The following is a 20,245-nucleotide window of genomic DNA, read 5'->3' as shown; positions in this document are numbered from 1 at the left end:
TCGCCAGTCAACCTTCTAAAGGAGATTGGCCCATGAACCTGCGCATCGTTGCCCGCCTGATCAATTTGCCCGAAAACCGTGCCGTCCGTGTGCAAACGGCGGCCCACCCGCTGTTGCTGCTGCGTGTTGGCGACCAGGTGCGCGCCTTCCAGGCCGACTGCCCCCACGCCGGCGCGCCGCTGGAAGAAGGCGTGATCTGCAACGGGCACCTGATCTGCCCTTGGCACAAAGCCGCCTTTGCCGTGGACAGCGGCGCCGTCGTGGAACCGCCGGCGCTGGCCGGGCTCAGGCAATACCCCGTGCAGGTGCATGCCGGGGTGGTCAGTGTCGGCGACCAGCCCATCGCGCCTGAACCGGCGGCTGCGCGTCTTGATGCACGCTGCTTCGCCGTGATTGGCGCAGGCGCGGCGGGCACGGCGGCCGTGGCCACCCTGAGGCGCGAAGGGTTCGCCGGGCGCCTGCTGTGGATCGACCGCGAAGCGAATCCCGCCTACGACCGCACAGCCTTGAGCAAATTCGTGATCAGCGGCGAAATGGCGGCGGTAGATACCCCGCCGCTGCTGGAGGACGACAGCTTTGCCGGCATCGGCATTCATGGCGAAGTCCAACGCCTGGATGCCACCGCCAAATGCATCGAGCTGGCAGACGGGCGCCGCTTCGACTACGACGCCGCGCTGGTCGCCAGCGGCGGCGACGCGCAACCGCTGGACATCCCTGGCGCGGTGCTGAGCAATGTGTTCGTGCTGCGCAGTCGTGATGATGCCGCGCGAATCGCCGACGCCGCGCAGTCAGCCGCCTGCGCGGTGATTATCGGCGACAGTTTCATCGGCCTCGAAGCGGCCTCGGCCCTGCGCCAACGCGGGCTGGTGGTGCAAGTGGTCAGTCGCCACGAGATACCCCTGGCGGCGCAGTTGGGCCGGCGCATCGGCGCGGCATTGCGCCAACTGCACGAAGACAACGGCGTGATCTTCCACAGCAACATCGAGCCCGAGCGCTTCGACGGCCATGGCGCCGTCAGCACCGTGCTGCTCAAAAACGGCAAGCGACTGGCCGCCGACCTGGTGCTGATGGGCGTCGGCGTCAAGCCGGCCAGCGCCTTCGTTCACGGCGTCAGTCTTGCGGATGACCACTCACTGAGCGCCGACGCTCACCTGCAACTGGCACCCGGCTTATGGGCCGCCGGCGACAACGTCACCTTCCCCTGGCAACAGCAGCCGGTGCGCATCGAACACTGGCGCCTGGCCCAGCAACTGGGCGTGCTGGCCGCGCGCAACATGCTCGGCGATGCGCAGTCGTTCAGGGATGTGCCGTTCTTCTGGACCTACCACTTCGGCAAGACCTTCGAGGTGCTCGGGCATGCGCACCACTGGAACCGGCTGTACCTGGAAGGCGACCTGCAACGCCACACCTTTATTGCCCTGCTGTGCCGCGACGATCAGGTCGAGGCCGTGATCGCCTGCCAGTATCAGCAGGCTATGGCGCGTCTTTCCCGGCGCATGCGGCAACCGCTGGGCAAGTCCGAAGCGCTTGAACTGATCCGGCAGACCCGGCACTGACCTGTGGGAACGGGCTTGCCCGCAAAAGTGGTAGGCCAGGCAACATCAATGTTTGCTGGGCCGACGCCTTCGCAGGCAAGCCAGCTCCCACATTTGATCGCGTTCACACGCCCCAATCGTGGGTAACCCGGCAGGACGCCGGGTTAGCCACGCTGGGCCAAGGGGGGCGCGCTTCAGTAACCCAGCGACAGCCCGGTATTGCGGCGCGGGTCATTGGCGCCATAAAAGCGGTTGTTACCTACCGGTTTACCTTCCAGGGACGGCGCGCCCACCAGGATCGCGGCGAGGTGGTTGGCGTCCTGCGGACCGGCAAACGTGTGGCCCCAGCTTTCAAGGATTTTGCGCGTGTCCGGGCTGACCGCGAAGGTCTCAAGGTTGGTGGCCGGCGGCATCCACTGCTGATGGAAACGCGGCGCGTCCACGGCCTCCTGGATGTTCATCTTGTAGTCGATCACATTCAGGATCGTCAGCAAGGTCGCCGTGATGATCCGGCTGCCCCCCGGCGTACCGACCACCATCACCGCCTTGCCGTCCTTGGTGACGATGGTCGGGCTCATCGACGACAACGGCGCCTTGCCGGGAGCAATGGCATTCGCTTCGCCCTGCACCAGGCCATACATGTTCGGCACGCCCACCTTGACAGTGAAGTCGTCCATTTCATCGTTGAGAATGACCCCGGTAGTACTGGCCATGACGCCGGCACCGAACCAGTCGTTGAGGGTGTAGGTGACGGACACCGCATTGCCCCACTGATCGACGATGGAATAGTGGGTGGTGTTATTGCCTTCGTGGGGCGATACACCTGGCTTGATCGCCTGGGAGTCTCCGGCCTTTTGCGGCTCGATGGCGGCGCGCAGCCTGGCGGCGTAGTCCTTGTCCAGCAGGTGGGCGATGGGGTTTTTGACAAAATCCGGATCGCCCAGGTAGCTGTTGCGGTCCACGTATGCGTGGCGCATCGCTTCGATCTGGTAGTGCAGGCCCTGGGCCGAGTGATAGCCCAATTCGGCCATCGGGTAGCCTTCGAGGATGTTCATGATCTGGCAGATCACCACGCCCCCGGAGCTTGGCGGCGGCGCCGAAACCACGTGGTAACCGCGGTAATCGCACTCGATGGGCGCCAGTTCGCGGGTTTTGTAGTTGTCCAGATCAGCTTGGGTGATGATGCCTTTCCCGGCCTGGCTGGAATCGACCACGGCCTTGGCCACCCAGCCCTTGTAGAAACCGTCGGCGCCCTTGGCGGAAATCTCCTTGAGGGTCTTGGCCAGGTCCTTTTGCACCAGTTTCTGCCCCACCTGCAGCGGTTGACCGTTGTGCAGGAAGATGCCGCGCAGGTCCTTGTCCTTTTCGAACTCGCCGGTGGCGGTGTGCAGCAGGTCGATGTCACCCTGCTCCAGGGTAAAGCCGTGTTCCGCCAGTTTTATCGCCGGAGCGATCACCTGGGCGCGCTTGAGGGTGCCGTACTTGCTCAACGCCAGCTCCATGCCCGACACAGTGCCAGGCACGCCCACGGCCAGATGGCCCTTGGCGCTCAGGCCATCAATGACGTTGCCGTCCTTGTCCAGGTACATGTTGGCGGTGGCCGCCAGCGGGGCTTTTTCGCGAAAATCAAGGAAGGTCCTGCGCCCGTCGGCCAGTTGCACGGTCATGAAGCCGCCGCCGCCGAGGTTGCCTGCCGCCGGGTACACCACCGCCAGCGCATAGCCGACGGCAACGGCCGCATCCACCGCATTGCCACCGGCCTTGAGGACATCCACGCCCACATGGGTGGCCAGATGCTGGGCCGTGACCACCATGCCGTTTTCACCGCCGACCGGAGCCTGGGACGCGGCTTGCACCGCGCTGACGGTCAAGACGAGGGCGGTGGCGATCAAGGTGCGGCTGAAGGGTTGGTAGTTCATCCATGGATACTCGGCTGATTGAGATGCACCAAATTAGCCCTTCCAGGCGCCGATCCCCAGCGCGGTGGCGTTTTTAGTACAGAACCTGTCGGGGATAGAACCTGCGTGCTCGCGCCTGCGCTAGAATCGCCGCCATTGTTTGTCCGCCCCCCCTGATACGAGCCCGCCCATGAGCTTTGATTTCGATACGATCCACTCCCGCCTCGGCACCGGCAGCACCAAGTGGAACCGCTACCCGCACGACGTTTTGCCGATGTGGATCGCCGATATGGACATCGCCGCGCCACCGGCCGTACTGCAAGCCCTGCACGCACGGCTCGACCAGCAGGTGCTCGGCTACAGCGTGGCCGGCCCGGACGTGCGCGAGGCGATCATCGCCGACCTGTGGGCCAAGTACGCCTGGCGCGTCCAGCCTGAAGAGCTGCTGTTTTTGCCCGGCGTCGAACCCGGCTTCAACATGGCGCTGCACGGGTTCGTGCAACCGGGCCAGCCGGTCGTGCTGCAAACCCCCAATTATCGGCCGATCCGCCTGGCCCCCGGGCACTGGAATTTGCCGCGTATCGAAATACCCTTCGCGCTGGTCGACGGGGAATACATCACGCCCATGCCTGCCATGCGCGAGGCGCTCAAGGGTGCCGGCGCCTTGCTGCTGAGCAACCCGCACAACCCGATCGGCAAGGTGTTCCCCCGCGAAGAACTGCTGGCCGTGGCCAATGCCTGCCTGGAAAACGGCGCACTGATCATCTCCGATGAAATCCACGCCGAGCTGTGCTTCGACGGCCGCCGCCACATTCCCACCGCCAGCCTCAGCCCCGAGATTGCGCAGCGCACCATTACCCTGATGTCGGCGAGCAAGGCCTATAACGTGGCCGGCTTGAAAACCTGTTTCGCCGTGGTGCAGAACGCCCAGGTGCGTGAACACTTCAACAACGCCCGTTGCGGCATGGTCGACAGCGTCAGCCCTCTGGGCCTGGAAGCCACCCGCGCCGCCTACAGCCAATGCGGCGAGTGGCTGGACGCGCTCAAGCAGTACCTGCAAGCCAACCGCGACTACCTGCTCGACGCGGTGAACACGCGCTTGCCCGGCGTGAAGATGCACACGCCACAAGGCACTTACCTGGCCTGGCTGGATTGCAGCGCCCTTGGCCTGGAAGACCCGCAACGGTTCTTTCTGGAACAGGCCAAAGTCGGCTTGAGCGCCGGCATCGAATTCGGCGATGACAGCCAGCAGTTCGTGCGCCTGAACTTCGGCTGCCCACGGTCGATGCTCGAGGAAGGCCTGCAGCGTATGGAACGTGCCTTGCGCTAAAACCCGCGGACCTCTGCGACCTCCTGCTGTGGCGAGCAGGCTTGTCCTGCGTTGGGCTGCGCAGCAGCCCCAAAACCAGACGCTGAGCCGTATCAGGTACACCGCGTTTTGCTGGATTGGGGGCGCTTCGCACCCCAACGCGGGGCAAGCCCGCTCGCCACAGCGCATGTGAACGCCTGCGTCAATGGATGCAGGCCCTCACAATTTGGCGATGGACACTTCCGTCGACTTCACGAAGGCAATCACTTCGCTGCCTACCTTCAATTCCAGATCGCGCACCGAGCGGGTGGTGATCACTGATGTAACGATGCCGGACGCGGTTTGCACGTCGATTTCAGACACCACCTCCCCCAGCAGAATCTCCTTGATAACGCCCTTGAACTGGTTGCGCACGTTGATCGCTTTAATGGTCATGTCGGTTTTCCTGTTGGCTGTTGGGTCAATCCGCACGAATGCGCAGGCCCTCAAAATGCGCTACAGACCAAAAAATCAAAAGGAATATATAACTCTTTATTTATTCGATATTAATATATGAAAGCGTCCCATAGACCGCCGTGGCCAGTGCTGGCCCGGCTCAACGCTCAGGTCAATGTCACCCAGAACCGCGTGCGCGCCTGCACCTGGAAGCCCAGGGTTTGCGCCAGTAGATTGAGGACGCGGTCGGTGTCCTCCAGGCGGAAACTGCCGGTGACCCGCAAGGCGTCCAGGCGCGGGTCCCAACGCAGAACGCCTGGACGGTAACGCTCAAGCTCACGCAGGAAGTCGCCCAAGGGCTGGTTCTGCGCGGTCAGCACGCCGTCGCGCCAGTCCGGCTGCGACACATCAAACGGCGCCGTGGCCCCCAGACCAACTGGGTTCAACGGGGCCTGCTCACCTTTATGCAACGTCGCCGTCTGACCCTGCAGGTCACGCACCTGCACCGAGCCCCGAAGCACCGACACCCGGCAACCACTCGCCAGTTGCCGTACACACACCTCGGCCTGGCTAACCGTCAACTGCCCGTAGCGCGTCTGCACCTGCAGGGCTGACGGCCCCGGCACCTTCAATGCCAGCTCGCCCTCGACCAGGGTGACAAGCCGTCGCGCCGGGTCCACATCCACCGCCGTGGCGGTATTGAGTTGCAGGCTGGCGCCATCGACCAGGTGCAGCGTCCTGCGTTCGCCGGTGGCGGTATGCAGATCAGCACGCCAGGCTTCGAGGGGCAGCTGTCGGCTGATCAGCCAGGCCGTAGGCACCAACATCACCGCTCCCAGTGCACGCTTGAGCACGGCGCGCCGACCTGGCTGCGGGCGATCGAGGCTGGCCAGCGCCAGGGCCTGGGGCAACTCGCTGAAACGCTGGCGCAGGGACTGCGCTTTTTGCCAGGTCTGCTCGTGTTGTGGATGGCTGTCGCGCCATTGCTGCAACGCGGCATGATCCCCCTCAGTGGCCGCGCCGGACTCCACCAGCGCCAACCAGTGCGCCGCCGCCCGCGCGACCTCGCGACTCATTCTTCCACCAGCAGGCAATGCTCATAGGCCTGGGCCATGTAGCGTTTCACCGTGCGCTCGGACACCTGCAGCCGCTCGGCGATCTCGCGATAGCCCAGGCCCTCGAGCTGGCTCCACAGGAAAGCGCGGCGCAACGGCGCAGGCAGCCCGTCGAGCAGTTCGTCCAGTGCCTGCAGGGTTTCCAGCAGCAACCAGCGCTGCTCCGGCGACGGCACGCAGGCTGGCGGCAAGCTGGCCAGGGCATTCAGATACGCCTGTTCAAGGCTGCGCCGCTGATGAAAGTTGACCAGCAGCCGCTTGCCGACCGTCACCAGATACGCGCGCGGCTCCTGCATCTGCGCAATCGGCTGCGCGCTGGCCAATACCCGCAGGAACGTGTCCTGGCTCAGGTCTGCTGCATCCCAGGCATTGCCCAGGCGCCGCCGCAGCCAGCCTTCCAGCCAGCTGCGATGATCGCGATACAGGCTCGACAAGGTGGCTTCGGGGACGTGCGTGGGGACAACGGCATCATTCATGGCAAACCACCTGCACGGCGCGACTGAGTCTCAAATGAGATTCATTCTATTTAATATCGTGCTGGCATACCACGATCTTTTAAACAGGTTGTTTAGGAATCAACCTAGAAAAGTTGTCTTTACTATTTGTCTTGTTATGGATATTTTATCCAGACGCTGAATAATCATCCTGATCGACGAGGCCCCATGAAGACTGTCCATACCCGTAATGCCGCTGCGCCCGCAGGTCATTATGCTCAGGCGGTGGGCCACAACGGCACGCTGTATATCTCGGGCCAATTGCCGGTGAGCCCGGACGGCAGTCATAACGTCTCGGCGTCATTTGCCGAACAGGCGCAAATAGCGCTGGACAATCTGCTGGCCATTTTGCACGCCAGCGGCAGCACCCCGACGGATTTGATCAAGGTCACGGTATACGTCACCACCATCGCGCACTGGGCGGCATTCGACCGGCTCTACGCCGCCGCGCTGGGCGAGCATCGCCCTGCCCGCGCAGTGGTGCCGGTACCGGAGTTGCATCATGGTTATCTGATCGAGATAGAGGCGCTGGCGCGCTATTTGGCGTAGGTGTAGACCGCCGCGCGCGACACGCCCAGGTGCGACGCAACCGTCTCCATGGCCCGACGAACGTCCATGCAGCCGGAGTCCTTGAGCTCTTGCATCAGCACACGGCGATCAGCGGCCTTGAGGGCGCGGGGCGTGGTGGCCAGGCGGGCGGCGAATTGATCGATGCGCGCACGGATGACATCCGCGCCGGACGGGTCGAGGGATTCGCCCGGTTTGTCATCGCCGACGCTGCTGAACTGTTCGAGCATGCCCTGCAAGCCGCGAAACAGCGAGAGGTCGATATTCATACACAAGGCGGCGACATATTGGCCGCTGGTGTCCTTGATGCCAATGGAAGTGCTTTTGACCTGGCGTCCATCGCGAAACTGGTTCTGGTAGTTGGCGATGACCTGCGGGTAATCGGGGTCGGCGATCCGCGCCAGCCCAAGTTCGGTGGCCGGGTCATCGGGCTGGCGCCCGGAGAGGTTGTTATGGATGGCCAGGATCGCGTGCTGTGGGTCGCGCAAGTCGTGCAGCACCACTTCACAGAAGGGGCTGAAGGTCTTGCTCAAGCCTTCGGCAATCTGTTCGAGCTGGCTGATCAGGTGAGTGTGTTCGATAGAGAGGTTTTTCATGCAAGACAACATATCCAGTCCTGGACAGGCCGTCAATTTGGCCGCCGTCCCCCTTGGTGGAGCTGCAACCATGGACACCCCTGCCGCACTGCTCGATACGGTTAAACTGCAGCGCAATATCCAGCGCATGCAGCAGCGCGCCGACAGCCTGGGCGTGCACCTGCGCCCTCATGTCAAAACCCATAAATGCGCCGAAGTCGTGGCTGCGCAGCTCGCCGCCGGCGCTCGCGGCATCACCGTGTCGACGCTCAAGGAAGCCGAGTACTTTTTCGAGCTGGGCATCAAGGACATTCTGTACGCCGTGTGCATCGCCCCGCACAAACTGCCCCAGGCACTGGCATTGTGGCGCCGTGGTTGCGCGCTGACGCTGATCACTGACAGCCTGGCTGGCGCCAGCGCCATCGTCGATTTCGGCGAAGAACACGCCGCGACCTTTGCGGTGATGATCGAAATCGACTGCGACGGCCACCGCTCCGGGGTCAAGCCGCAGGCCCCGCTCTTGCTGGAAATCGCCGCAGTGCTCGGCGACAGGCTCGCCGGCGTCATCACCCATGCCGGGGAAAGCTACGGCCTGGACACCCCCGACGCCTTGCAAGCCATCGCCGAACAGGAACGCGCGCGCTGCGTTGAGGCCGCCCAGCGCATTCGCGCCAGCGGCCAGCCCTGCCCCCAGGTCAGCGTCGGCTCCACGCCCACTGCGTTGTCAGCCGCGAACCTGGACGGCGTCACCGAACTGCGCGCCGGCGTGTACGCGTTTTTCGACCTGGTGATGCACAACATCGGCGTGTGCCGCCTCGACGAACTGGCCTTGAGCGTCCTCACCACGGTCATCGGCCATCAGCCGGAAAAAGGCTGGATCATTACCGATTCCGGCTGGATGGCCATGAGCCGCGACCGTGGCACTCAGTCCCAGCAGCATGACTTCGGCTATGGCCAGGTGTGCGACGAACGCGGCGAGCCTATCGAAGGATTATTGCTGGGCAGCGCCAACCAGGAACATGGCGTAGCGCAGTTCGCGCACCACGACCTCGACGTGGTCACCCGGTTTCCACTCGGCACACGCCTGCGCATCCTGCCCAACCATGCCTGCGCGACAGGCGCCCAGTTCGGCAGTTACAGCGCACTAATGGAGAACGGCCAGCTACAGGACTGGCCCCGCCTGCGAGGCTGGTAGAGCGGCAATCAATCAAGCTGACGCGACCTTTGTGGGCGCTGGCGTGCCTGCAATAGCGGTGGGTCAATCAACCGGTACGGCATTGAAACATCGCTCAAGCAGGCGGGCCGGCTCCCACCATTGATCAAGACCCATCACCCAAGAACAACCGGACCTTGCGCTCCAACTGATCCAAATGCCGATCCCGCTGCTTCTCCGCATCCACCATCGCCCGCCTGCCATGTTTCTGAAGCAGATACGCATGAATCTGCCGCACCTCCAGCGAACTATAGATAGACGCCACGTCCAGCCCCCCCATCAACCCATCGGTGCCGTAATCGCGGGTATTCATCACCACCTGGGTGCCCTGCGCGCGCAGCACCTGAAACCCCATGGCTTCAAACACCGCAACCTTCTCAACCGCACACGCCAGCTCCGCATGGGGATAACGCGCCAGCACCTCACGCATCATCGCGCGCCCCACTCCCTGGCGTCGCCAGCCGGCCTGCACCGCCATAAAGGCCACGCCACAGGCCTCGGGATCATCCTTCACCGGCAGGTACAGCAGAAAGCCGATGACCTCTTGCGGGGCGCTATTGTCCGTGGCCACGACCAACTTAACCGCAATACCCTTCTCACCGTTCAAGGCTTCCAGGTACAGGTGCACCTCAAAACCGATGGCGTACTGATAGAGGTTGTAGAGCAGATTGCTCGGCGGCAGCGCAACACTGCTGATGTCCGTGAGGTTGTCCACCACCATCTGCAGAATCTGGCTATTGACCGGCTCGGGGCACGGCGTGGTGTAGCGGGTAAGGCTGAACATGCACATTCCTGGGATTTGACTTCAAGGCTGGCGCGATTGTACCCGTAGCCGCTCGGTCAGTGCCCGCACGCCGTACGCAAACAACCGCTGACGCAAAAAAACAAAAAAGGCGTTGCACCAGACCGGGTTACATCGCGCATCATGGGCACTTTCAAGTTCAAGGGTAACGTCCATGCGCGTTCTGTCATTGATGATGGGTCTCACGACGCTGGCCGCCAGTACGGTGTTCTGCGCCAGCGCGATGGCGAATGAAGAAAGTCAGCTGGTGCAACAGATCAATGAGTACCGCAGCCAGGTGCAGCGCTGCGGCGACCAGGGTTCCCAGGAGTTGCCGCCGCTGGCCAGCGATACCCGGCTGGTGCTGCCGGCCAACAATGTCGGCGATCTGCAGCAGGCCCTGGCCCGCGCGGCCTACCCGATGGTGAATGTGCAGGCCATCAGCCTGTCCGGCCCCAGGGATGCCCAGGCGGCGATGAAGGCGGTGCGTGAGAGTTTCTGCCGGGTGGTACTGGACCCACAATTTGTCGATATCGGCGTGAGCAACAGCGGCCAGGACTGGCGCATCGTGCTCGCCCGCCCGCTGCTCACCAGCGGCCTGGGCGACTGGCAGACCGAAGGCCGGCAAGTGCTCAACCTGATCAACGCCGCCCGCGAACAACCGCGCCAGTGCGGCCCCCAGGCATTCGCCGCCACCACCCCGCTGTCGTGGAACGACACCTTGGCCAGCGCCGCCAACAGCCACACGCGCAACATGGCCAACGGCAATTTCTTCGACCACCTGGACCACGACGGCCGCACGCCTGGCGACCGCGCCGAACTGGCCGGGTACATCGCGAAGAACATCGGCGAAAACATCGCCGCCGGCCTGGACACCCCGCGCAAGGTGGTCGACGGCTGGCTCGCCAGCCCCGGCCATTGCGCCAACCTGATGAACCCGCAATTTCGTGAACTGGGCGCTGCTTACGCGATGGACCCGAAAAGCGACGCGGGCATTTACTGGACAGCTGTATTTGCCGCCCAGTAACCCATTGGGCGGCCGAAAAATTTGACGCTCATCTATCCGTTTGGATAGAGAATCAAAATGCCATCTAGTAGATAATTGCGCTGAACTGGCGAGGATCATTTGGGTCTGTAGCTGGCGACCTGACATTTCAGGCAATGCTCGAACCGTGGCAGATAAGGTGTTGATCCGATGATGAATTGGCTGCAGGGCAGCAGCGAGATGGCTGAGCGGTTACGCCAGTATGATTGGGCAAGCACCCCGCTGGGGCCGCTTGATCAATGGCCGGACGTGCTCAAGACCACCGTCGCGCTGTGCTTTGCTTCCAGCTTTCCCCAGGCAATTATCTGGGGGCCCCAGCTGATCACGCTCTACAACGATGCGTTTGCACCTATCCTCGGCAAAAAGCCCGAGGCATTGGGCCGCCCGTTCAACGAGGTCTGGCATGAAGTCTGGGACGATATCAGCCCCATCGCCGCCGAGGCATTCGAAGGGCACGCCACCTATATCGAAAATTTCCCCCTGGTGATTGAACGTGAAGACATGCCGGAACAGGCGTACTTCACCTTCTGCTACAGCCCGATCCGCGATCCCCAGGGCCGCGTGGTCGGCATGCTCGACACCGTGACCGAGACCACCTCCACGGTATTTCTCGCCCGCCGCCTGGCGGTGCTGGACGCCATTGGCCGCAGCGTCACCAGCGCCATCGACGCCCAGACGATCATGACATCCACCACACAGCTGCTGGCCGAACACCTGCAAGTGTCCATCTGCGCCTATGCCGACATGGATGACGACGAAGACGGTTTCACCATCCGCGGCGAATGGTCTTCGCCGGGCACGCCAAGCATCCTTGGCCGCTACCGCCTGGCCGACTTCGGCGAACGCGCCGTCAGTTGCTTGCGCGCCGGCCAGTCACTGGTGATCCGCAACAACCTGGAGGAACTGCCGCCCCACGAGTCCGCCAACTTCCAGGCCCTGGGCGTCACCGCCACTATCTGCGTGCCGCTGATCAAGGATGGCCGCCTCACTGCCCTGATGGCCGTACACGACAGGCAGGCGCGCTTCTGGTCGACCTATGACCTGGCTTTGCTGGGCGAAGTCACCGAACGGTCCTGGGCACACATTGAGCGCGTGCGCGCCGACGTCGCCGTGCGCGAAGGCCTGGCCGCCTACACCGAGCTGAACGCTACGCTGGAGCAACGGGTGGAAGAACGCACCCTGGCGCTGGCCCAAGCCGAGGCGGCGCTGCGCCAGTCGCAAAAGCTCGAGGCCATCGGCCAGTTGACCGGCGGCGTGGCCCACGACTTCAACAACCTGCTGACGATCATCCGCTCATCGGTGGATTTTCTGCGCCAGCCCGGGCTGTCGGAGGAGCGCCGCCAACGCTATATGGGGGCGGTGTCCGACACCGTGGAGCGCGCCAGCAAGCTGACCAGCCAATTGCTTGCCTTTGCCCGGCGCCAACCGCTGAACCCGGAAGTCTTCGACGTGAGCCAGCGGGTACGCAGCATCGGCGAGATGCTCGAAAGCGTCACCGGCGCGCGCATTCATGTGCGCGTCGAACTGCCCGACCAGCCCTGCTACGCGCGCATCGACCCCAGCCAGTTCGAAACGGCGCTGATCAACATTGCCCTCAACGCCCGCGATGCGATGGAGGGCCAGGGCACGTTGAGCCTGAAAGTCGCCTGCGATCAACCGCTGCCGTGCATCCGCGGGGAAGCCGCCTCGAGCCAGCCGCACATCAGCCTGTCCCTGACCGACACCGGCGCGGGCATTCCCGGGGATGCCTGCGAGCGCATCTTTGAGCCGTTCTTCACCACCAAGGCCGTGGGCAAAGGCACTGGGCTCGGGCTGTCGCAGGTGTTCGGCTTCGCCAAGCAGTCGGGCGGCAATATCGACGTGGCCAGTATCCTGGGGCAAGGCACGGTGTTTACGCTGTATCTGCCTCAGGTAGAGGGCGAGGTAATGGCGCAACCGCCTGTCGAAGAACCCCTCACCCTGATTCAGAACAATGCCCTGCGCCATGTGCTGATCGTGGAAGACAACCTGGACGTGGGCCGCTTCGCCAACCAGATCCTCCAGGACCTGGGCTACCAGACCACCTGGGCCACCGATGCCGAGCAAGCGCTGGCGCTGGTGGGCGCGAACGCCATGGCGTTCGACGCGGTGTTTTCGGACGTGGTGATGCCGGGCATCACCGGTGTGGCGATGGCCAAGCTGTTGCGTCAACAGCGGCCCGCGTTGCCGGTGGTACTCACCTCCGGCTACAGCGACGAGCTGGCGGAAAGCGGCTACGAGGGGTTTGAATTCCTGCCCAAGCCCTACTCCGCCGATCAGGTCGCGCGGATATTGACCAGAGCCATGAGCCCGGAATGAGCTACTGCGCCACGGCCACCTGATTGCGACCCAGTGCCTTGGCGCGGTACAGGGCCTTGTCGGCGGTGTTCATAAGCCCATGCAGGTCGAGGTCCTCGGCTTGAGTCGAGGCCAGGCCCAGGCTTGCGGTTAGGCCATGCACCGGTTCGGATGCGAGCCCGGCGATGGCCTTGACCAGTTGCTCGGCGATGGCATGTGCGGTTTCCAGCGAGGTATTGGGCAACAGCACCGCAAACTCCTCGCCGCCCAACCGGCCATACACATCATCCTGGCGAAACGAAGTACTGATCACCCCGCCAATCTGGCGCAACACCTGATCCCCGGCCTGATGACCGTGGGTGTCGTTGATCGCCTTGAAGTGGTCCATGTCCATCATCAGCGCACACAACGGCTGCTGTTGATGACGGCACTGTGCATACAGCAGATGACCCTGTTCGAAAAAAGCGCGGCGGTTCATCAGGCCGGTAAGCTCGTCGGTCTGAGCAGCACGCGTGGAGATGCTGTGGGCCCGTTCCATCTGGCGGGTCAGGCGAAAGGCTTTTTCCAGCGCATCCGAGAGCTTGCGGGTGGCGCTGACCACAAAGGAAGAGAACACCAGTACGGCAATGGCCACACCCACTTGCATGGGCGACGGCTGCACCAGCAGCCACAGTGTGCACGGCAACAACACAAGGCTCATGGACACCAGCGTCATCGAGCGATAAACCGAATAACACGACACCGCACTCACCGACATGCCCACGGTAAAGAGCATGACCAGCACTTGGGACAGGCGGTCATCGGTGGGCATCAGCGCAAAGGCGCCAGCCCCCCATACGGTGGCCGACAGAACGAGGGTGATCCAGTAAAGACGCTCCCAGCGCTGCGGGGTGCGCTCGCTGTTGGGGCAGCGAAACCAGTCGGTGAACATCTTGACCCGCAGCAGCGATGTCAGCCCCAGCACCACCAGCCATACCAGCATGACGCTGTGATCAAAACGGTCCCAGCACAGCCAGCACAGCATGACGGCAGCCAGGTAGCTGCCGAAAATCGCGGAAAAGGATTGGCGAAAGAGCTGATGCAACCGGTCGGCTCGCACCTGCTCTTCGATAAAACCATCCTGGTCCTGCCCACGCCCTAGGCCATTCATGAAAGCTGCCCGCTCCGCCTGCCATGACAAAGGCGCCATTGTGGCACCCTGCCACCAACCCGGACAACTGAATCCAGCAAGGTAGAGCCTTTTAACTCAACTCAGGGCGCAAAATCAGTACGCCCAGCGGTGGCAGATTCAAGGACAGCGACACCGGTTGCCCATGACGTGGCTCCTCCTGAGTGAACACGCCACCGCCATTACCGAAGTTGGAACCTGCGTAGGTGTCCGCATCACTGTTGATCACCTCGCTCCAACGCCCGGCAAACGGCACGCCCACGGTGTAGCCCTCACGAGGCACCGGGGTAAAGTTGGCCACCACCAGCACCGGCTTGCCGTCCTTGCTCCAGCGCAGCCAGGCAAAAACGCTGTTGATGGCGTCGTCGCCAATCAGCCACTGAAAGCCCTGCGGCGCATCGTCCTGATCGTGCAGCGCCGGTTCCTCGCGGTACAGGCGGTTCAAGTCGCCCACCAGTTTCTGCACGCCCCGGTGTTCGGGGTACTGGAGCAAGTACCAGTCCAGTTGCTGATCGTGGTTCCATTCGCGCCACTGGCCAAACTCACAGCCCATGAACAGCAGCTTCTTGCCGGGATGCATCCACATGAAACTCAGGTAGGCGCGCAGGTTGGCGAATTTCTGCCAGCGGTCTCCGGGCATCTTGTCGATCAGCGAATGCTTGCCGTGCACCACTTCATCGTGGGAGATCGGCAGGATGAAGCGCTCTGACCAGGCGTACACCAGGCCGAAACTCAGCTCGTTGTGATGATGGGCGCGGTACACCGGGTCCTGCTGGATGTAATGCAGCGAATCGTGCATCCAGCCCATATTCCACTTGTAGTTGAAGCCCAGGCCACCCTGCTGGGTCGGCTGGCTGACGCCCGGCCAGGCCGTGGATTCTTCGGCGATGACCAGCGCACCGGGCGCTTCGAGAGCCACCACATCGTTCAAATGACGCAAAAATTCGATGGCTTCCAGGTTTTCCCGCCCGCCGTGACGATTGGGCACCCATTCACCGGCCTTGCGCGAGTAGTCTCGGTACAGCATTGACGCCACCGCATCCACACGCAGACCGTCGATGTGGAAATGCTTGAGCCAGTGCAACGCCGAGGCCAGCATGAACCCGTGCACTTCGGTGCGACCCAGGTTGTAGATCAGCGTGTCCCAGTCCTGGTGGAAACCTTCCAGCGGGTTGGCGTATTCGTACAGCGCGGTGCCGTCAAATTGCGCCAGGCCGTGGGTGTCGGTCGGGAAATGCGCCGGCACCCAATCGAGGATCACGCCGATATCGGCCTGATGCAGGGCGTTGACGAAGTACGCAAAATCTTCCGGCGAGCCAAAGCGCGCGCTCGGCGCAAACTGTGACAGCGCCTGGTAACCCCACGAACCGCCAAACGGGTGTTCCATGATGGGCATCAGCTCGATATGGGTAAAGCCCAGCTCCTGTACGTAAGGAATCAGCCGCTCGGCCAGTTCACGCCAGCCGTACTGGCGCGACACCTCGCCCGCCTCGTCCAGCTCGCACTGCCAGGAGCCCACATGCAGCTCGTAGATCGACAGCGGCGCCGACGGTTTCTGCTTGTCCGTACGCGACTGCATCCAGTCATGGTCCTGCCAATCCACCTGCAACGGGGGCGCCACTTTGGACGCTGTGTCGGGCGGCAGCTGAGTGGCCAGGGCCATGGGATCGGCCTTGAGCGGCAGGATGCCATGGGCGCCGAGAATCTCGTATTTGTAGGCCGCCCCCGGTTGCAGGCGCGGGATGAAGATTTCCCACACGCCCGACGGGTGCCGCAGGCGCATCGGGTGACGGCGACCGTCCCAGATATTGAAGTCGCCCACCACCGACACACGTCGGGCGTTTGGCGCCCACACGGCAAACCGTACGCCCTGCACGCCATCAACGTGAGTCACCTGAGCGCCCAGGCAGCTGCCGAGGTCGCGGTGATTGCCTTCGGCGAACAGGTACAGGTCCATCTCGCCCAGCAGCAGTTGGCTGAAACTGTAAGGGTCTTCGGTGATCTGCTCGCCGCCGGCCCATTGGATTTTCAAGAGGTAATCCTGACGCGTGGCAAAGTGCCCGATGAACAGGCCCGGCACCTGAGTCGCCTCCAGGCTGCCGATCGACTCGCCGCCGTCCCGTGTCAATACCTGCACACTCAGGGCTTCGGGCAGGAACGCGCGAATGAACTGCCCGCCCTGCTCGTCATCATGGGGACCCATAATCGAAAACGGGTCCGGGTGCTCGGCGCGCACCAGCGCTTCGACGTCGCTGGACGCCGGCATTGCTGTCAACTTGGGCTGCAGCGGTTCTTTATTGATATAACTCATGACGTCTCCCCACCGCGTGCAGTTTTCGATATTGGGGCAAGCCCGCTCAACAATGCGTGCAAGCCTTGTAATGGCACCGCCAACCAGGTCGGGCGATTTTCCGCTTCGTAAGCCACTTCATACGCAGCTTTCTCCAGGCTGAACAGTGTCAGCGCGGCGTCCTGGCCCTTGGCATCCTGCCAGTCATGCGCCAGTGTAGACGCCGCAGCCTCATAGGCCTGGATAAATGCCTGGCGTGCTTCGTTCAGGTAGTGGTCGGTCACACGCTTGCGCGCAAGGTCCGCTTCGGGCGAGTGATCCACCCCCTGTACGTTAAGCGCCATGGCCGCCGCGTAGTCAAACGAACGCAGCACACCGCTCACATCCTTGTAAGGGCTGTGCTTGCCGCGCCGCTCATGCAGCGGCCTTGCCGGCTCGCCTTCAAAGTCGATCAGGTAGGCATCCCCCTTCACGACCAGCACCTGGCCCAGGTGCAAGTCACCGTGCACGCGAATGCGCAACCCGCCCAGCGTGGCTTTCGCCAACGCCTGGACCTGGCTGCCGATGGCTTTTTTCTGCGCCAGTAGTTCACTGACCAGCGTCTGATCGGCGGGGTTCAACTGATGTTGATTGAGCTTGAGCAATTGCAGGGCGCGCTCGATCTGCGCGCCCACGTCTTTGGCCCAGGCCTGGGTGTCCCTGGCCGAGGTGGCTTCTGGCTTGAAGTTGTTGTTGCCAGTGGGCGCGCCGAGCACGCCGTGCATCTCGCCCAGGCGCTGGCCGAGCATGCCGGCGAAGTCCGCCAGTTCGCCCAGGGCGTTGTAATGCTGCTCTTGCTCGGAAATGGCCTCGGCCAGTTCGTCACGGATCGCACGCTCCAGATTGTTCTGGGTCCAGCTCCACGCGTCGCCCTGGTTGCTCAGGTAACCCTGGGCGATCATCAACAGGTTGTCCTGACCCTCGCCATCACGGCGAATCATCGAACCCATCAGCGGCGAGATATTCGGGTAGCCGGCCTCGGTGAGGTAAGCGCTCATTTCAAGCTCGGGGTGCACCCCGGCGCTGACTTTGCGGATCAGCTTGAGCACCAGGCGCTCACCCACCACCACCGAGCTGTTGGACTGCTCGGCGGAGAGGTAACGCACCGACACGTCACTCGCCAGTTGCAACGCGTCCAGGTGCGCGGTTGCGGCAAAGCGCAGGGCACCGTCGCTGCAATCGAGCACTGTGCCGGCTTGCAGGGCCTGGATCACTGCGCGAACAAAATGCTCAAGGCTGAATGCATCAGTCACCAGGCCCACTTCGCGCGTGCGCCGCACGCGGGCCAGGGCCAATTGCTGGGGCAAGGCGCTGGTGAACTGGTCTTCACGCAGAAAACCGAAGGGCAATTGGTAACGGCTCACCTGCCCGCCGCTGCTCACTTCGATTTCGCTGAGCAACACCGGGTGCTCCGGGTCGCCAAAGCGCACGCCGTAGGCGATGTGCACGCTGTCGATGGTGGCGTCCTTACCGGCAAACCAGCGGCGCTTGGGCAGCCAGAGCGGCAGGGAGTCGTGTTCGAGGGTGTTGCGGCAAGGTGCTTCGAGCAATTCTTCCATGCGTTTTTTCAGTACCAAAGTGGTGAAGTCGGGAATGCTCTGCGCTGGCTCGACATGCCAGCTGGGCATCTGGTTTTCAGCGGCCAGCACAAACCAGTAGAAGCCGTACGGCGCCAGGGTCAGCAGGAAATTGAGCTGACCAATCGGCGGGAACGCGTTGCCGCCGAGCATCTCCACCGGGACCATGCCGGCGAAAGCCGACAAGTCCAGCTCCGCCGCCTGCGCGCTGCGCGACACGTTGGCCACACACAATATGATTTCAGTGTGCCCGTCCTCCCCGGTGAACTCGCGGGTGTAAGCGAGAATGCGCCGGTTGCTTGGCGAGAGCATTTTCAGGCTGCCGCGACCAAACGCCTTGGACTGCTTGCGCACCGCGAGCATGCGCCGGGTCCAGTTAAGCAGTGAGTGCGGGTCCTGGGCCTGGGTCTCCACGTTGACCGACTGGTAGCCGTATTGCGGGTCCATGATCGGCGGCAGCACCAGACTCGCCGGGTCGGCGCGGGAGAAGCCGCCGTTGCGGTCGATGGACCACTGCATGGGCGTGCGCACACCGTCGCGGTCGCCCAGGTAAATGTTGTCGCCCATGCCGATTTCATCGCCGTAATACAGGGTCGGCGTGCCGGGCATCGACAGCAGCAGGCTATTGAGCAACTCGACGCGACGGCGGTCGCGCTCCATCAACGGCGCCAGACGCCGACGAATGCCCAGGTTGATGCGCGCGCGGCGGTCGGCGGCGTAGTAGTTCCACAGGTAGTCGCGCTCCTTGTCGGTGACCATCTCCAGGGTCAGCTCATCGTGGTTGCGCAGGAAGATCGCCCACTGGCAATTGGCCGGGATCTCCGGGGTCTGGCGCAGGATGTCGGTGATCGGAAAGCGGTCTTCCTGGGCCAGCGCCATGTACATGCGCGGCATCAGCGGGAAGTGAAAGGCCATGTGGCATTCGTCGCCGTCGTCGCCCTTTTTGTCACCGCTCTTTGTGTTGCCAAAATACAGCTGCGTGTCCTCTGGCCATTGATTGGCTTCGGCCAGCAGCATGCGGTCGGGGTAATGCGCGTCGATCTCGGCGCGGATTTGCTTGAGCACATCGTGGGTCTCAGGCAGGTTTTCGTTGTTGGTGCCGTCGCGCTCGATCAGGTACGGAATGGCGTCCAGGCGCAGGCCGTCGATGCCCATGTCCAGCCAGAAACGCATCACGCCCAGGACGGCCTTCATCACTTGCGGGTTATCGAAGTTGAGATCCGGCTGGTGCGAATAGAAGCGGTGCCAGAAGTACTGCCCGGCCACCGGGTCCCAGGTCCAGTTGGACTTTTCGGTGTCGAGGAAAATGATGCGAGTGCCGTCGTACTTCTGGTCGTCATCGGACCAGACATAGAACTCCCGGGCGGCCGAACCGGGCTTGGCCTTGCGCGCACGCTGGAACCAGGGATGCTGGTCGGAGGTGTGGTTGATCACCAGCTCGGTGATGACCCGCAACCCACGCTTGTGGGCCTCGGCAATGAAGCGCCGGGCATCGGCCATGGTCCCGTAGTCGCTGTGCACGCCACGGTATTCGGCAATGTCATAACCGTCATCACGGCGTGGTGAGGGGTAGAACGGCAACAGCCAGATGGTGTTGACGCCCAGGTCGGCAATGTAATCGAGCTTGGCGATCAGCCCGGGAAAGTCGCCGATACCATCATTGTTGGAGTCGAAATAGGATTTGACGTGAACCTGGTAGATCACCGCGTCCTTGTACCAGAGCGGATCCTTGATGAACGTGGCTGCCTTGGGTTTCTTCGCCATTGGAAACTCCTGAAACACTTGAACATTGGCCTGGAGAAACAGGATCAATGTGGGAGCTGGCTTGCCTGCGATAGCAGTGTGCCAGCCGACAGCCCTGGTGCTGACCCACCGCTATCGCAGGCAA

Annotated in this window: 15 protein-coding genes; 6 read left to right on the top strand and 9 right to left on the bottom strand. The window is 62.8% G+C overall.

Going from position 1 to position 20,245, the window contains the following annotated elements; translation table 11 throughout:
• Window positions 1-32 precede the first annotated feature (32 nt).
• Complete coding sequence (locus tag H045_RS07475; protein WP_015371919.1) at window positions 33-1,556, top strand: FAD-dependent oxidoreductase; 1,524 nt, start codon at window positions 33-35, stop codon at window positions 1,554-1,556.
• A 173-nt stretch (window positions 1,557-1,729) separates the two neighbouring features.
• On the opposite strand, the gene ggt is transcribed toward H045_RS07475, so the two are convergent.
• Window positions 1,730-3,454, bottom strand: coding sequence for a gamma-glutamyltransferase (gene ggt, locus H045_RS07470; RefSeq protein WP_015371918.1), 1,725 nt, complete (start codon window positions 3,452-3,454; stop codon window positions 1,730-1,732).
• Window positions 3,455-3,623: 169 nt separating this feature from the next.
• On the opposite strand from ggt, the gene H045_RS07465 reads away from it, so the two are divergent.
• Complete coding sequence (locus tag H045_RS07465; RefSeq protein WP_003236627.1) at window positions 3,624-4,763, top strand: MalY/PatB family protein; 1,140 nt, start codon at window positions 3,624-3,626, stop codon at window positions 4,761-4,763.
• Between the two features lie 198 nt (window positions 4,764-4,961).
• On the opposite strand, the gene H045_RS07460 is transcribed toward H045_RS07465, so the two are convergent.
• From H045_RS07460 to H045_RS07450, 3 genes are all read right to left on the bottom strand, one after another.
• Complete coding sequence (locus tag H045_RS07460; RefSeq protein ID WP_003173733.1) at window positions 4,962-5,177, bottom strand: TOBE domain-containing protein; 216 nt, start codon at window positions 5,175-5,177, stop codon at window positions 4,962-4,964.
• Between the two features lie 167 nt (window positions 5,178-5,344).
• Entirely contained in the window at window positions 5,345-6,253 is a 909-nt protein-coding gene (locus tag H045_RS07455; protein ID WP_015371917.1) for a FecR domain-containing protein, read from the bottom strand.
• A complete protein-coding gene (locus H045_RS07450) occupies window positions 6,250-6,768 on the bottom strand; it encodes a sigma-70 family RNA polymerase sigma factor (protein ID WP_015371916.1) in 519 nt (172 codons plus the stop codon). The genes H045_RS07455 and H045_RS07450 overlap by 4 nt, the downstream gene beginning before the upstream one ends.
• A 186-nt stretch (window positions 6,769-6,954) precedes the next feature.
• Here H045_RS07450 and H045_RS07445 point away from each other — a divergent pair, with 186 nt between their 5' ends.
• Window positions 6,955-7,335, top strand: coding sequence for a RidA family protein (locus H045_RS07445; RefSeq protein ID WP_015371915.1), 381 nt, complete (start codon window positions 6,955-6,957; stop codon window positions 7,333-7,335).
• On the opposite strand, the gene H045_RS07440 is transcribed toward H045_RS07445, so the two are convergent.
• Entirely contained in the window at window positions 7,323-7,949 is a 627-nt protein-coding gene (locus H045_RS07440) for a helix-turn-helix transcriptional regulator (RefSeq protein WP_003236618.1), read from the bottom strand. The two genes, H045_RS07445 and H045_RS07440, sit on opposite strands and share 13 nt — an antisense overlap.
• A 70-nt stretch (window positions 7,950-8,019) precedes the next feature.
• On the opposite strand from H045_RS07440, the gene H045_RS07435 reads away from it, so the two are divergent.
• Window positions 8,020-9,123, top strand: coding sequence for a DSD1 family PLP-dependent enzyme (locus tag H045_RS07435; protein ID WP_015371914.1), 1,104 nt, complete (start codon window positions 8,020-8,022; stop codon window positions 9,121-9,123).
• Between the two features lie 124 nt (window positions 9,124-9,247).
• Here H045_RS07435 and H045_RS07430 read toward each other — a convergent pair whose 3' ends face one another.
• Window positions 9,248-9,925, bottom strand: coding sequence for a GNAT family N-acetyltransferase (locus H045_RS07430; protein ID WP_015371913.1), 678 nt, complete (start codon window positions 9,923-9,925; stop codon window positions 9,248-9,250).
• A 172-nt stretch (window positions 9,926-10,097) separates the two neighbouring features.
• Between H045_RS07430 and H045_RS07425 the strand changes: the two genes are divergently transcribed.
• A complete protein-coding gene (locus H045_RS07425) occupies window positions 10,098-10,949 on the top strand; it encodes a CAP domain-containing protein (protein WP_003236614.1) in 852 nt (283 codons plus the stop codon).
• A gap of 168 nt (window positions 10,950-11,117) precedes the next feature.
• The gene (locus H045_RS07420; RefSeq protein ID WP_015371912.1) at window positions 11,118-13,304 is read left to right on the top strand and encodes an ATP-binding protein; all 2,187 of its coding nucleotides are present in this window, start codon (window positions 11,118-11,120) and stop codon (window positions 13,302-13,304) included.
• 1 nt (window position 13,305) lies between these two features.
• On the opposite strand, the gene H045_RS07415 is transcribed toward H045_RS07420, so the two are convergent.
• Genes H045_RS07415 through treS form a run of 3 tightly spaced genes read right to left on the bottom strand, consistent with a single transcriptional unit; the run spans window position 13,306 to window position 20,121 of the window.
• Window positions 13,306-14,472: a GGDEF domain-containing protein gene (locus tag H045_RS07415; protein WP_041931459.1), complete on the bottom strand. Its 1,167-nt coding sequence runs from the start codon at window positions 14,470-14,472 to the stop codon at window positions 13,306-13,308.
• Window positions 14,473-14,524: 52 nt separating this feature from the next.
• On the bottom strand, window positions 14,525-16,762 hold the full coding sequence (gene glgB / locus H045_RS07410; RefSeq protein WP_015371910.1) for a 1,4-alpha-glucan branching protein GlgB: 2,238 nt from the start codon (window positions 16,760-16,762) through the stop codon (window positions 14,525-14,527).
• Window positions 16,759-20,121 carry a maltose alpha-D-glucosyltransferase gene (gene treS / locus H045_RS07405; protein ID WP_015371909.1) on the bottom strand — a complete coding sequence of 1,121 codons (3,363 nt, stop codon included), beginning with the start codon at window positions 20,119-20,121 and terminating at the stop codon, window positions 16,759-16,761. The genes glgB and treS overlap by 4 nt, the downstream gene beginning before the upstream one ends.
• Window positions 20,122-20,245: the final 124 nt, after the last annotated feature.

This window comes from Pseudomonas poae RE*1-1-14 (assembly GCF_000336465.1).
Lineage (GTDB): Bacteria > Pseudomonadota > Gammaproteobacteria > Pseudomonadales > Pseudomonadaceae > Aquipseudomonas > Aquipseudomonas poae.
This window is presented reverse-complemented; position numbering and strand designations above follow the sequence as displayed.

Coding starts and splice junctions, on each gene's coding strand:
- H045_RS07475 (WP_015371919.1), top strand. CDS start 33: ATGAACCTGCGCATCGTTGCCCGCCTGATCAATTTGCCCGAAAACCGT.
- H045_RS07415 (WP_041931459.1), bottom strand. CDS start 14,472: ATGGCGCCTTTGTCATGGCAGGCGGAGCGGGCAGCTTTCATGAATGGC.
- H045_RS07420 (WP_015371912.1), top strand. CDS start 11,118: ATGATGAATTGGCTGCAGGGCAGCAGCGAGATGGCTGAGCGGTTACGC.
- ggt (WP_015371918.1), bottom strand. CDS start 3,454: ATGAACTACCAACCCTTCAGCCGCACCTTGATCGCCACCGCCCTCGTC.
- H045_RS07430 (WP_015371913.1), bottom strand. CDS start 9,925: ATGTTCAGCCTTACCCGCTACACCACGCCGTGCCCCGAGCCGGTCAAT.
- H045_RS07460 (WP_003173733.1), bottom strand. CDS start 5,177: ATGACCATTAAAGCGATCAACGTGCGCAACCAGTTCAAGGGCGTTATC.
- H045_RS07425 (WP_003236614.1), top strand. CDS start 10,098: ATGCGCGTTCTGTCATTGATGATGGGTCTCACGACGCTGGCCGCCAGT.
- H045_RS07455 (WP_015371917.1), bottom strand. CDS start 6,253: ATGAGTCGCGAGGTCGCGCGGGCGGCGGCGCACTGGTTGGCGCTGGTG.
- treS (WP_015371909.1), bottom strand. CDS start 20,121: ATGGCGAAGAAACCCAAGGCAGCCACGTTCATCAAGGATCCGCTCTGG.
- glgB (WP_015371910.1), bottom strand. CDS start 16,762: ATGAGTTATATCAATAAAGAACCGCTGCAGCCCAAGTTGACAGCAATG.
- H045_RS07435 (WP_015371914.1), top strand. CDS start 8,020: ATGGACACCCCTGCCGCACTGCTCGATACGGTTAAACTGCAGCGCAAT.
- H045_RS07465 (WP_003236627.1), top strand. CDS start 3,624: ATGAGCTTTGATTTCGATACGATCCACTCCCGCCTCGGCACCGGCAGC.
- H045_RS07445 (WP_015371915.1), top strand. CDS start 6,955: ATGAAGACTGTCCATACCCGTAATGCCGCTGCGCCCGCAGGTCATTAT.
- H045_RS07450 (WP_015371916.1), bottom strand. CDS start 6,768: ATGAATGATGCCGTTGTCCCCACGCACGTCCCCGAAGCCACCTTGTCG.
- H045_RS07440 (WP_003236618.1), bottom strand. CDS start 7,949: ATGAAAAACCTCTCTATCGAACACACTCACCTGATCAGCCAGCTCGAA.